The 12620-nt window shown below is 51.4% G+C and carries 11 protein-coding genes and 1 pseudogene (1 of these 12 cut by a window edge); 4 read left to right on the top strand and 8 right to left on the bottom strand.

Annotation, left to right across the window (positions count from 1 at the left end; all coding sequences use genetic code 11):
- From MK323_05555 to leuC, 4 genes and pseudogenes are all read right to left on the bottom strand, one after another.
- A pseudogene (locus MK323_05555) lies at positions 1 to 1463 on the bottom strand (hypothetical protein) (it extends 64 nt beyond the left edge of the window).
- A 129-nt stretch (positions 1464 to 1592) separates the two neighbouring features.
- Positions 1593 to 2606 (bottom strand): aspartate-semialdehyde dehydrogenase, encoded by a 1014-nt coding sequence (locus MK323_05550; protein MCH2481622.1) that lies wholly within the window; start codon positions 2604 to 2606, stop codon positions 1593 to 1595.
- Between the two features lie 74 nt (positions 2607 to 2680).
- A complete protein-coding gene (leuD, locus tag MK323_05545; GenBank protein MCH2481621.1) occupies positions 2681 to 3328 on the bottom strand; it encodes a 3-isopropylmalate dehydratase small subunit in 648 nt (215 codons plus the stop codon).
- Positions 3328 to 4743: a 3-isopropylmalate dehydratase large subunit gene (gene leuC / locus MK323_05540; protein MCH2481620.1), complete on the bottom strand. Its 1416-nt coding sequence runs from the start codon at positions 4741 to 4743 to the stop codon at positions 3328 to 3330. Before leuC ends, leuD begins: the two co-directional genes overlap by 1 nt.
- A 185-nt stretch (positions 4744 to 4928) precedes the next feature.
- On the opposite strand from leuC, the gene MK323_05535 reads away from it, so the two are divergent.
- The gene (locus MK323_05535) at positions 4929 to 5318 is read left to right on the top strand and encodes a hypothetical protein (protein ID MCH2481619.1); all 390 of its coding nucleotides are present in this window, start codon (positions 4929 to 4931) and stop codon (positions 5316 to 5318) included.
- A 6-nt stretch (positions 5319 to 5324) separates the two neighbouring features.
- On the opposite strand, the gene aroC is transcribed toward MK323_05535, so the two are convergent.
- The 3 genes from aroC to apbC are packed head-to-tail and all read right to left on the bottom strand — an operon-like array spanning position 5325 to position 8128.
- Positions 5325 to 6434 carry a chorismate synthase gene (gene aroC, locus MK323_05530; GenBank protein MCH2481618.1) on the bottom strand — a complete coding sequence of 370 codons (1110 nt, stop codon included), beginning with the start codon at positions 6432 to 6434 and terminating at the stop codon, positions 5325 to 5327.
- Positions 6435 to 6449: 15 nt separating this feature from the next.
- Positions 6450 to 7016, bottom strand: a complete 567-nt coding sequence (dcd, locus tag MK323_05525; protein MCH2481617.1) for a dCTP deaminase — start codon at positions 7014 to 7016, stop codon at positions 6450 to 6452.
- 20 nt (positions 7017 to 7036) lie between these two features.
- Complete coding sequence (gene apbC / locus MK323_05520; protein ID MCH2481616.1) at positions 7037 to 8128, bottom strand: iron-sulfur cluster carrier protein ApbC; 1092 nt, start codon at positions 8126 to 8128, stop codon at positions 7037 to 7039.
- A gap of 233 nt (positions 8129 to 8361) precedes the next feature.
- On the opposite strand from apbC, the gene metG reads away from it, so the two are divergent.
- Genes metG through nth form a run of 3 tightly spaced genes read left to right on the top strand, consistent with a single transcriptional unit; the run spans position 8362 to position 11733 of the window.
- On the top strand, positions 8362 to 10395 hold the full coding sequence (gene metG, locus MK323_05515) for a methionine--tRNA ligase (protein ID MCH2481615.1): 2034 nt from the start codon (positions 8362 to 8364) through the stop codon (positions 10393 to 10395).
- Between the two features lie 42 nt (positions 10396 to 10437).
- Positions 10438 to 11076, top strand: a complete 639-nt coding sequence (locus MK323_05510) for an RnfABCDGE type electron transport complex subunit B (GenBank protein MCH2481614.1) — start codon at positions 10438 to 10440, stop codon at positions 11074 to 11076.
- 15 nt (positions 11077 to 11091) lie between these two features.
- A complete protein-coding gene (nth, locus tag MK323_05505) occupies positions 11092 to 11733 on the top strand; it encodes an endonuclease III (GenBank protein ID MCH2481613.1) in 642 nt (213 codons plus the stop codon).
- A gap of 43 nt (positions 11734 to 11776) precedes the next feature.
- Here nth and rlmB read toward each other — a convergent pair whose 3' ends face one another.
- Positions 11777 to 12526: a 23S rRNA (guanosine(2251)-2'-O)-methyltransferase RlmB gene (gene rlmB, locus MK323_05500; protein MCH2481612.1), complete on the bottom strand. Its 750-nt coding sequence runs from the start codon at positions 12524 to 12526 to the stop codon at positions 11777 to 11779.
- Between the last annotated feature and the right edge of the window lie 94 nt (positions 12527 to 12620).

The following is a 12620-nucleotide window of genomic DNA, read 5'->3' as shown; positions in this document are numbered from 1 at the left end:
CTNNCNNNACNCGNNNTNTNNTNNNNCGNANNCTGTGNGCNNNCGCCAGCCGTGTCCGTAGTGGCCAGTACAGTTGTTTGATCATCGTCACCTGTCGTCTGGTCTACCGAAGTCTGTGAACCTTCAACGGCTGTATCCGACGCTGTCAGTACAGCGGTTGTATCCGGTGGCCGAACTGAAGACGCTGCTGCAGCTTGCTGCGCTCGCAGTGTTGCCTGTTGCTGCGCTAACGCGAGTGCTTCATCTTGCAAGGCAATCAGCCTGGCCGACTTGTCGATCTGCTCTGCTAACAATGCAATTTGGCGTAACAGTTTCTCATTTTCGAGCTCCTTCGACGCCAAGGTTTCCTCGGTCAGCGTCAGGCGGTGCTTGACTTTCTCCAACTCAGGATCGATAGACGGCTGGTCAGCTGGCACCGGTACCGCATCGAAGCTTTTGCTCACTGCTGCAGGCTGGGTGTCCAAATCTGGTTGAACAATCCTGAGGACATACTCCCCGGTAGTGGTTGTATTTGAATCAGCACTGGCGCGCTTGTTGTTCTGGCCTGCCTCTGACTGGTTGACTAGCACTTCCTTGATCACAATTTTTTCAACTTCTTTGACAACGACCTTTTCGATCGGCACTTCCTTGATCACAATTTTTTCAACTTCTTTGACAACGACCTTTTCGATCGGCACTTCCTTGATCACAATTTTTTCAACTTCTTTGACAACGATTTTCTCATCGCCCGGTATCAGTGATACCCAGAGCCTCTCGCCAGACTGCGACCTGCCCTGTGCAATGCCTTGGTGGTAGTCAATCCAGTCTGAAAGCTGACGGGTATATTCCTCTCTGGCTAAGATCCTTGAGATGCCCGCCATCATCTCAACAGAAGGGATAATCAGCGTAGCGCCTTCTCGGAGCAGATTCATATTTCCACGAATAAATGCTTCAGAATTCATGTGCATCAGCGCAAACATTCTCTGATATATGGTCACACTTTTGTCGACATCAATATTCGCAGCAATACCCATCAACGTCTCGCCACTCCTGACCGGTTCGTAAGTGTCACCTGGCTGTATTGCCCGCTGGCCAGTCGTACTTGGCAATGCAATTGACTGGCCAGCTACAGTGTCGTAACCCGGCGGGTCGAGCAAGGCCGTATATTCGCGAATAATCTTACCGCCCGACCACCCAATGGCAGCCAGAAAATGAAGAAACGGTATGCGTACGGGATTATCTGTTGACACACGAATCCAGGGGCCGGCCTCACCGTTGATGACGTTAAACTGCAGCGACTTGACGACCGGTTCAATGGGGATATTGGCACGTCGAAAGTCAGAATCCGTTGCCAACTTGATTTCCAGGCTTTCAAGCACATCGTCCTCAATGGAAGCAATCGATATCTCTGCGTCAAACGGTTGATTCAGGGCGGAATTCACCACTATGCGACCCAGGCCGATAGCCTGGACATTAGATGTCACCAACCAAAGGCCGACCGAAAGAACAATCCAAAGAACTGATCTTTTATATGAGGTTCTAATCAAGTTACTAAAATTCTACTTCCCAGCGAATAATTCGATACGTTTGTCTAACGTTAATTAACATAGACTTTAAGCACTTCTAAACAGATGTTCGGCTATCTGCACACTATTCAATGCCGCACCTTTTCTAACATTGTCCGATACAACCCACATGTTGATACCCTGAGCGCACGAAATGTCCTCGCGGATCCTACCCACATACACACCGTCCTGGTTAGCACCATCCGACACAGGCGTCGGGTAACCACCCGACTCGCACTCATCGACGACAACAACACCCGGTGCCGCTTGTAGCAACTCTCGAACCGCTTTGGCAGTGATCTTTTCTCGGGTTTCTACGTGTAAAGCCTCGGAGTGGCCATAAAACACCGGCACGCGCACGCAGGTGGGATTTATGCGGATGGTATCATCACCGAAAATTTTTTGGGTTTCCCAGACCATTTTCATTTCTTCTCGCGTATAACCGTTTTCCTGGAACTCATCGATGTGGGGTAGAACGTTGAAGGCAATCTGCTTTGGCAGAACAACCGGGTTGACCGGCCTGCCATTTAGCAGTTCGAGTGACTGCTGCCCCAGTTCTGCAATGGCCCGCTTACCTGCGCCTGAAACGGCTTGATAGGTGGCAATGTTGATCCGGGATATGCCGACAGCATCATAAATTGGCTTTAAGGCGACGACCATCTGAATGGTCGAACAGTTAGGATTGGCAATAATGCCATGATGCCCGTCTATGGCGTGTGCATTGACTTCCGGGACGACCAGAGGAATATCCGGATCGTTACGAAAATGAGCAGTGTTGTCGATAACTACACAGCCAGACGACACAGCCTTTGGTGCGTAAGAGGCCGACACACTCCCACCAGCTGAAAACAAGCCGATCCTTGCCATGGAAAAATCAAATTCGTCCAGCCTCGTTACCCGAATCGATTTCCCCCGAAAGTTGATCGTACTACCTGCCGACCGCTCACTCGCAAGCGGAAACAACCTGCCAATTGGAAAGCTGCGTTGTTCGAGAATATCGATCATCACCTCACCAACTGCTCCGGTGGCTCCGACGACGGCAACATCTACGCTATTGGTCAAGAAATTCCTTTCCCTGTAGGCTGATTAAAGGAAGGCCACCCAAGCCGACTCCAGACGAACTGCACAGCACCATCTTATGAAATGTCCGTAAACAGCCAGGGCATCTTCCGCTTATGCAACGCCTCAAACTCAGAAATCTCTTTCTTATGCTGCAGGGTCAGGTCGATTTCATCGAGCCCATTAACCAGGCAGTACTTCTTAAAACTTTCTACATCAAATGAATATTGCGTGCCATCTGGGGTGACGACGCTTTGCGATTCCAGATCTACCTCCAGCATATAGCCCGGTTCATTTTTAATCGCCCCAAATAAGGTATCAATGACATCATCGGGCAATGCAAGGGGCAACAGACCATTTTTAAAACAGTTGTTGAAAAAGATATCAGCAAAACTTGATGCGATAATCACCTTGACCCCGTAGTCATGTAGTGCCCACACCGCGTGTTCTCGCGATGATCCACAACCGAAGTTTTTTCGGGCCAGCAAAACCTCAGCGCCCGTATAACGCTTTTCGTTCAGTACAAAATTCGGATTAATCGACCGATTGCTGTGTTCCTGACCGGGCTCACCCTGATCCAGATATCTCCATTCATCGAATAGGTTCGCACCGAAACCCGAACGAGCCACTGACTTCAGATACTGTTTTGGAATTATCGCATCAGTATCAACATTTGAGCGATCGATGGGCAGGACAATCCCCTTTACAGTCCTAAATGGTTCCATCAAGACTTATCCTCGAGATCGGCCGGGTCAATAAAATGGCCTGCTACGGCCGCGGCTGCTGCCAGTGCGGGAGAGACGAGGTGTGTACGGCCGCCGTGACCCTGTCTGCCTTCGAAATTCCGGTTAGAGGTCGAGGCGCACCGCTCGCCAATCTCCAGCCGATCCGCATTCATCGCAAGACACATTGAACAACCGGGTTCTCTCCACTCGAATCCTGCCCGCGTAAAGACCGCATCCAACCCTTCTGCTTCAGCCTGGCGCTTTACCAGCCCCGATCCCGGAACGACCATTGCCAGCGAGACATTTGAGGCAACTCTATGACCTCGGGCGACTTGCGCCGCGACTCTTAAGTCTTCGATTCTTCCGTTGGTACACGATCCGATAAAAACCTTGTCTACCTTGACCTCACTGATCGGTGTCCCAGACTCGAGGCCCATGTACTCCAATGCCCGTGCCCAACCTTCTCGGCGAGTTTCGTCGGATTGACTTTGCGGATCAGGAATTTCTCCGTCAATCGGTATCACCATTTCCGGCGATGTGCCCCAGGTGACCTGAGGGGAGATCGTCTTTCCATCCAACCTTATTTCCTGATCAAACACCGCATCTTTGTCCGAGACATAATCAGACCAGAGTTCTTGCGCTTTAATCCATTCCTTGCCCTTGGGGGCATAAGTGCGATTCTTAAGATAATCAATCGTTGACCTATCAACCGCGACGATGCCACAGCGAGCCCCTGCTTCAATCGTCATGTTACACAAGGTCATTCTCGCTTCCATGCTTAACTCACGGACCACACTGCCTGCAAACTCAATGGCATAGCCTGTGCCACCGGATGTTCCAATTTCGCCGATGATGGCGAGGATCAAATCCTTAGCACCGACTCCAGTCCGGAGTTCTCCTTCAATGGTAATCCGCATGCTCCGCATTTTTCGGGACACAAGGCACTGCGTCGCCAGTACGTGCTCAACTTCGGAGGTGCCTATACCAAAAGACAACGCGCCAAATGCGCCATGAGTGGTTGTGTGGGAATCCCCGCATACTATCGTCATTCCTGGGAGTGTTGCACCTTGTTCCGGGCCAATCACATGCACAATCCCCTGACGCGGATCGTTCATATCGTATTCGGTAATACCGAACTCCTTGCAGTTCTGATCAAGCGTTGTTACCTGAAGCCGTGACACCGGGTCACTGATGCCCTCCGACCGATCAGTCGTCGGTACATTGTGATCAGCAACTGCGAGGTTTGCACCGACGCGGTGTGGCACTCGCCCGGCTTCTTTCAGGCCGGCGAAAGCCTGCGGCGATGTCACCTCATGAATCAGGTGGCGGTCTATATAGATCAGTGATGTGCCGTCATCCTCTTCACGAACCACATGGCTGTCCCATAGCTTGTCGTACAGAGTTTTTCCAGACATTTTTAGTAGAACTCAAATAATGACGATAGAATAAAATTGTAGCACATCACCGAACCGTCCTAGACTATCCTTGGCGAATTATCATTCGACAATTTAACGTAAACTCCCAACTATTGATGACACAATGGACCCTTAAGAATAAATTCGGTTAAACACTAATCGACTACGAACAAATGACCAGCTTCGTGAAACTATTCCAACGATTGCAAAGTGAACTCGGGGAAGCGGCACTGCCGCTTAACCCTGAAGCACAACTTCCCCAGGGGTTAATCCTCAGTCAAGCACTTTACCCAGATCTTGCCAGGGATGCCGCCACGCTGATCTTCAAACACAACCGTTGCCGTAATCTGCTAGACCCGATTTCCCTGTATCCTACATTAGATGCATTAGGGTCTTTGAAAGCTCAGATTTCACAGGGCAGTCGTGCAGACATCGATGCCATACGATTCATCGAGGATATGGGATACCTCGTCACGCAGGCACTATCAGATCCAGACATACAATCAGTGGGCGCAACTGAAAAACCCGACACAAACAGTCAGGATGTGGCTTTCAACAGGCGGACCCGAGTCTAAAGCCTTTCAGTCTGCTTCCGAGGTGTCCGCTGTGGCGGGAATAACCGGGCCTTTCGACTCCGCCCCGAGACTACGATGGCGCAGCAGGTGATCCATCAACACCAAAGCAAGCATTGCTTCGGCTATCGGTACTGCCCGTATGCCCACACAAGGGTCGTGGCGTCCGGTTGTAACGACCTCAACAGGTTCACCGTAGATATCGACACTACGCCCGGCAATTTGAATGCTCGAAGTTGGTTTTAGCGCAATTGACACCACGACATCCTGACCGCTAGAAATGCCTCCTAGAATGCCGCCGGCATTATTGCTCAAAAATCCTTCAGGGCGCATCTCGTCGCGATGTTCAGAGCCATGCTGTATAACACTGTCAAATCCGGCTCCCAGTTCTACCCCTTTGACCGCATTTATAGACATCATTGCCTTGGCAATTTCCGCGTCCAGTTTGTCAAATACTGGTTCGCCCAATCCGGCAGGAACATTTGTCGCCTCAACATTGACCCTTGCACCAATAGAGTCTCCAGCCCTACGCAGCGCTTGAATTAGTTTCTCAAGTTTCTCGGTCTTGCCGGCATCGGGAAAGAAAAACGGGTTGCGGGAAATTTCATCGAAGTCGCGCTGTTCGGCCACGATGTCTCCCATTTGCTGGAGATAACCGGTGATCTGAATACCGCTGTGAAGATGAAGGTATTTTCGGGCGATCGCACCTGCGGCCACACGGCACACCGTTTCGCGGGCCGACGCCCGCCCACTGCCCCGGAAATCGCGAATTCCGTACTTTCTTAAATAGGTGTAATCGGCATGACCCGGTCTGAACTGTTCCCGAATCCGCTCATAATCCCTCGTTCTCTGATCCTCGTTCCTGATCACCATACCAATCGGTGCACCGGTGGTGACACCGTCAAACACACCGGACAGGATCTCAGCACGATCAGACTCCCGCCTTTGGGTGGTGTGCTTTGACTGTCCGGGTCGACGCCGATCCAGATCCTGCTGAATATCATCGGGGCTAAGCTGCAGGCCTGGCGGGCACCCGTCAACGATACAACCGAGAGCCGGACCATGGCTTTCACCAAATGTCGTAACGCGAAACAGCTGACCAAAACTGTTGCCTGCCATACCTTGTTCTCTTGATCAGGCCTTGGGTAACGTTACGCCGGTCTGCCCTTGGTATTTACCGCGGCGATCCTTGTAGGATACTTCGCAGGGTTCATCCGCTTCAAAAAATATTACCTGTGCCACCCCCTCATTCGCATAGATCTTGGCTGGCAAAGGCGTTGTGTTGGAAAATTCGAGCGTAACATAGCCTTCCCATTCGGGCTCAAACGGGGTCACATTGACGATTATTCCACAGCGCGCGTAGGTCGATTTCCCCAGACAAATCGTAAGCACGTTGCGCGGAATTCTGAAATATTCAACGGTTCGAGCCAGTGCGAAAGAATTTGGGGGGATGATGCAGACATCGCCCTGATAATCAACGAAACTGCTTTTGTCAAAATTCTTCGGATCGACTATTGCCGAATTGATATTCGTAAATATCTTAAATTCGTCGGAACAACGAATATCATAACCATAACTGGAAGTGCCGTACGAGATAATTCGATCTACGCCCATACTTGAGATCTGGCCGGCCTCAAACGGCTCAATCATTCTGCTTTCATCCGCCATTCGGCGAATCCAGCTATCAGCCTTAATCGACATAGGCGACCCTGATGTCGGTTTCAAGTATTTTGAATAACAATAGAAGGGAATACCTCGCTGTAGTTCCGTTTTCGTGCGGAAAGAATCCCAGAGGCGTTTCGTGCGATGGTCCGATATGCCTGTGCCAAACTGCCATCTGGGTCCGCAACTACCGTCGGTCGACCGCCGTCAGCATCAGCCCTGATGCGGCCATCAAGCGGAATATCGCCGAGGTGTTCAACACCGTACTCAGCTGACATCCTCTTGCCGCCGCCCTCCCCAAAAATGTGTTCCTCGTGACCGCAGTTGTTGCAGATATGCGTACTCATATTTTCAACAATGCCCAGAACTGGGATCTCCACCTTCTCAAACATTTTCAGTGCCTTTCGCGCATCGAGGAGCGCGATATCCTGGGGCGTAGTCACAATCACCGCGCCGGAAACCGGTACCTTCTGCGCCAGTGTCAGCTGGATATCTCCAGTACCCGGAGGCAGGTCGATAATTAAATAATCAAGATCACGCCACTGGGTATCCTGCAACAACTGTTCCAGGGCCTGAGTGACCATTGGCCCACGCCAGATCATTGGCGTATCTTCTTCAATTAAAAAACCAATCGACATAACTTGTACGTGGTAGCTGTTCATCGGTTCGAGGCTCTTCCCATCTTTAGACTTAGGTCGTCCGCCGATCCCCAGCATACGCGGTTGGCTCGGTCCGTATATGTCCGCGTCCAGTACACCGACGTTCGCGCCTTCCGCGGATAAGGCCACCGCCAAATTAGCTGAGACGGTCGATTTACCGACACCGCCTTTGCCGGATGCGACAGCGATCACATTGCGCACGTTCTTAAGCGGGGTAACACCCTTCTGCACTTCGTGGGACACCACCTGGGTTTCGATCCGCACCTCCACCGACTCGACGCTCTCTACCATCGACACAGCATCTACCACCTGCTGCCTCAAACTCGGGTGCCACCCTTTAGCCGGATAACCCAAAACCAGGTCAATCGAAACGTTTCCGCCGTCTACCACACTGTCCTTTACCGACTTGCCAGTCACCAGATCGAGACCTGTATGAGGATCAACAATCTTGGACAGAGCATCCTCAATGGTACTTTTTGTTACTGTGATCATAAGAAATATACGGCCTCACTGAGATCGATTTATGCTGGATTAGGTGAGCAGATCACATCAAAACCTGTGCGATCTATTCTGTATTCGAATGCTAACACAGGACCGGCAGGCCTTTCGTATCGGCTAAAATACGTTTAACGGCTTAGAACCAGACAATTCGACTATGCTCGGAAGCCAGCCGAAACTATTTCTCTGACACCACTAAATTCCGGTATTCAAGCAACCCGACACCCATGACAACGTCATCTAGAAAGATCCTGGTCACGAGTGCACTACTATATGCAAATGGCCCAATTCACCTCGGTCATATGCTGGAGGTGATTCAAACAGATACCTGGGTCCGCTTCCAAAGGCTCGCCGGACATGATGCCCGTTATGTTTGTGCCGATGATGCGCACGGTACCCCCATCATGCTCAAAGCACGATCCGATGGTATTGAGCCAGTTCAGCTGATTGAAGAGATGCTCAGGGAGCATCAGCGTGATTTCGCCGGATTTCACATTCAGTTCGATTTCTACCACACGACCCATTCGGAAGAAAACCGCTATTTTACTGAGACTATTTACAATCGCCTCAATGCAGCCGGCTACATTACCAAAAGAGTCATCCGGCAAGCATATGATCCAGACGCCGACATGTTCTTGCCTGACCGGTTCATCCGGGGCGAGTGTCCCCGCTGCAGCAGCCCGGATCAGTATGGTGACAGCTGTGAGTCCTGCGGTGCGACCTACTCCCCCGGTGACCTGAAGAATCCTGTATCTGCGATCTCTGGTGCCACACCCGTGGAACGGGAATCTGAACACCATTTCTTTCGATTACCAGAGTTCGAACCGATGTTAAAGACATGGATCGGCTCTGGACGCCTACAGCGCGAAGTCGTCAACAAGCTGGCCGAATGGTTTGATTCCGGGCTACGGGATTGGGACATTTCCCGAGATGAACCCTACTTTGGGTTCGAAATTCCGGGATATCCAGGCAAATATTTTTACGTGTGGTTGGATGCACCTATTGGCTACTTGGCGAGCTTCAAAGCGCTGTGCGACACCGAGAAACTGGATTTTGATGCCTATTGGAAACCGGGATCTGAAACCGAGTTGTACCACTTCGTTGGCAAGGACATCCTTTATTTTCATGCCCTGTTCTGGCCAGCCGTTCTTCACGGCGCTAATTTTCGCACGCCAACTTCTGTGTTCGTTCACGGCTTTCTAACGGTCAATGGCCAAAAAATGTCCAAGTCGCGTGGTACCTTCATAAGGGCCGATACTTATCTCCGCCACCTGGATCCGGACTATCTGCGGTACTACTTCGCAGCCAAACTGAATAACCGCGTTGAGGATCTGGATCTAAACCCGGAGGATTTTGTACAGCGTGTCAATTCTGATCTCGTCGGCAAGGTTGTGAACATCGCTGCACGGTGTGCCGGATTCATAAACAAGCGATTTAGGAACGAGATCGGTGATCGGCTGGATGACCCCGATAGGTTCAAGCGCGCGGTCGATGCCGGGACCTCAATAGCCCTGGCCTACGACAATCGTGAATTCAGCCGGGCGATACGAGAGATTATGGCCGTCGCTGACGAAGCCAACCAATACGTCAACGATCGACAGCCCTGGATCGTCGCCAAACAGGCTGGTTCTGATGCCGAGCTTCAGGCCATCTGCTGCCAGGGCCTGAACCTTTTCCGGCTGCTGATTACCTGGCTGAGTCCAGTAACCCCCTCTCTAGCGCAGCGTTCTAGCAGTTTCCTGTGCTGCGATATCTCCGGACCTGGACAATGGTCGAACCTGTCTCAGCCGTTGCTGAACCATCGTATCTCAGAATATCAGCACCTGTTGACGCGAATTAACCCAAAGGATGTGAAACAGATGATTGCCGACTCTATAGAACCCGAATCACCCGTGACTAAACCTCATCTCTCAGACGAACCCATCCGGCCTGAGATCACCATTGATGACTTTTCAAAGATAGACCTGCGCGTCGCCAAAGTTGTCGATGCACAATCCGTCGAAGGTGCTGACAAGCTAATCGAGCTGCAGCTAGACCTCGATGGTGAATCCCGCACAGTATTTGCCGGCATCAAAAGTGCCTACGATCCGCAAACACTCATCGGACGCCAGGTGGTGGTGGTCGCCAACCTCGCTCCTAGAAAGATGCGGTTCGGCACCTCTGAAGGCATGATCCTGGCGGCTTCCGGCAGCGATGACGCATCTGGCATTTTTGTCATACAGCCCGATGGCGGTGCAGAACCTGGAATGGGTGTGCGCTGATCATCCGGTGACTACTTACCGTACCGAGGAAACAGAACTTCAATGAGTGGCGCGGTCGATCCTCACACAATTGACCAGTGGCTGCCTCAAACGCAGTGCCAGCGCTGCGGGTACCCGGGCTGCTGGGACTATGCGCTGGCTATCGCTGCTCAGTCCGCCCCAATAAATCGGTGCCCGCCGGGCGGCAATATCACGCTTCGTGCACTGGCTGAAATTACGGGCAAACCACTGGTGCCACTGGACCCCAATTGCGGCACAACGGGGCCGTTAGCCTGTGCTGTTATCAACGAGGAACTGTGTATCGGCTGTACACTTTGCATACAAGCGTGTCCCGTCGATGCAATCGCCGGCGCTTCAAAGCTGATGCACACGGTGATTGGTCGTGAATGCACGGGATGTGAACTGTGCATTGCGCCCTGCCCGATGGACTGTATTCAGATGACGCCAATAACTGGCATGCCCTCGGACAATGAAGATGCCAGTCCATGGCCTGAGTATTCGAGTGGCATGGTCGTGCGAGCCCGCAGGCGGGCTGAGATAAAACGCTCGAGGTCGCAACTGTCGGCGGAGTCTTTTGACCGGAAAACAACATGGACACAAACTGTCATTCGACAAAACATTCTCAGCAGTGTCAAACGCAGTCGCGCCCGCAGAAGCAGTCTGTTTTTTAAAAAAGATTAAGAAACAGCGGTTTGCATGAATTCTGCCAAAAGAAAACAAATCTTTAGCCTTCTGGCTCGCGCCCACGGGTCGCCCTCTACCGAACTCAATTTCAGATCCAACTTCGAGTTACTTGTCTCAGTGATTCTCTCTGCCCAGGCTACAGATATTTCAGTCAACAAGGCCACCGACAAACTGTACCGCAGAGCCAATACACCACAGGCAATACTGAACCTGGGACTAACCAGCCTTAAACGCCACATTCGAACAATTGGGCTGTATAACACAAAAGCACAGAACATCATGAAGGCCTGCCGCATGCTGATCGATCTGCACGACGGACAGGTCCCTTCGGACAGAGAGGCGCTCGAAGCTCTTCCTGGCGTCGGTCGTAAAACCGCAAATGTCGTCCTGAATACCGCATTTGGAGAACCCACAATCGCAGTGGACACACACATCTTTCGGGTTTCCAACCGAACCGGACTCGGCCCCGGTAAAACCGTGCTGCAGGTTGAGCAAAAGCTGCTTAAATTTACGCCTGAACGTTACCGTAAGGATGCCCATCACTTGTTGATTCTGCATGGCCGGTATACGTGTACCGCACGTACGCCAAAATGCCCTGCTTGCGTGATCAAAGAATTTTGCGACTACCGACCAAAAACACGTGAACCAGACTGACTGAGCAAGCGCAGGTTCCGAACTCTTTTTTAATCGTGAAGTTTTATAATCTCCCACGCCGTTGGCGCAATGCTTCGAACAGTGCGATACCCGTTGCAACTGATACATTAAGGCTGCGGATTTGGCCGGCTGCAGGGATACGCACGACTTGATCACATTGTTTGCGCGTCAGTCTACGCAGGCCTTTGTCTTCTGCACCCAGTACCAGTGCCACAGGTCGGACTAAATCTGTACTATAGATCTCGCTTTCGGCGCGCTCATCAGTACCCACAATCCACAGTCCATTATTTTTCAGGGTAGTCATGACCCGGTTCCAGTTGCTTTCTTCAAATATTGACAGATGACTGATGCCCCCGGCTGCCACACGCATTACCGTGGTCGTGATGTGACAGCCTTTCTTTCGAGGGAGAATAACGCCGTCAACTCGGGCAGCGGCTGCAGTACGAAGGCAAGCGCCAAGATTCTGGGGATCTTGAACACCATCAAGCACCAGCAACAGTGGCACCTGTTGAATCTGAGCTAGATGCTCATCAAGCGGTAAGGCGGGTCTAACCAAACCAGTTGTGTGAATAATTATGACACCCTGATGTCTGATCCCAGCAGACACTTTATCGAGTTCTTTCTTGTTGGTTGCCCGGATCAGGACCCGTGAACGACGAGCTTCTTCAGCGATTTCCTTCAGTCGAAAATCATTGCGCTCAACGTCATATAGCAATACCTCCACATTGTCGGGGTGTTTTAGGGCATTCTGGACCGCGTGAAACCCGCACGATGTAGAGACTGTCGTATTCATAGTGATGGCGACTGCTTTCCCGTCATACAACACCCATTATGAGATTAAATTTTTTTAATGGCGTCAAGAATCGAGTGACCCCACCCCATACACC

This window comes from Gammaproteobacteria bacterium (assembly GCA_022450155.1).
GTDB lineage: Bacteria > Pseudomonadota > Gammaproteobacteria > Arenicellales > UBA868 > REDSEA-S09-B13.
The sequence above is the reverse complement of the archived record's forward strand: the minus strand, read 5'-3'. Positions and strand labels throughout refer to the sequence as shown.

Coding starts and splice junctions, on each gene's coding strand:
- leuD (MCH2481621.1), bottom strand. CDS start 3,328: ATGGAACCATTTAGGACTGTAAAGGGGATTGTCCTGCCCATCGATCGC.
- leuC (MCH2481620.1), bottom strand. CDS start 4,743: ATGTCTGGAAAAACTCTGTACGACAAGCTATGGGACAGCCATGTGGTT.
- aroC (MCH2481618.1), bottom strand. CDS start 6,434: ATGGCAGGCAACAGTTTTGGTCAGCTGTTTCGCGTTACGACATTTGGT.
- dcd (MCH2481617.1), bottom strand. CDS start 7,016: ATGTCGATTAAGGCTGATAGCTGGATTCGCCGAATGGCGGATGAAAGC.
- apbC (MCH2481616.1), bottom strand. CDS start 8,128: ATGATCACAGTAACAAAAAGTACCATTGAGGATGCTCTGTCCAAGATT.
- metG (MCH2481615.1), top strand. CDS start 8,362: ATGACAACGTCATCTAGAAAGATCCTGGTCACGAGTGCACTACTATAT.
- MK323_05510 (MCH2481614.1), top strand. CDS start 10,438: ATGAGTGGCGCGGTCGATCCTCACACAATTGACCAGTGGCTGCCTCAA.
- nth (MCH2481613.1), top strand. CDS start 11,092: ATGAATTCTGCCAAAAGAAAACAAATCTTTAGCCTTCTGGCTCGCGCC.
- rlmB (MCH2481612.1), bottom strand. CDS start 12,526: ATGAATACGACAGTCTCTACATCGTGCGGGTTTCACGCGGTCCAGAAT.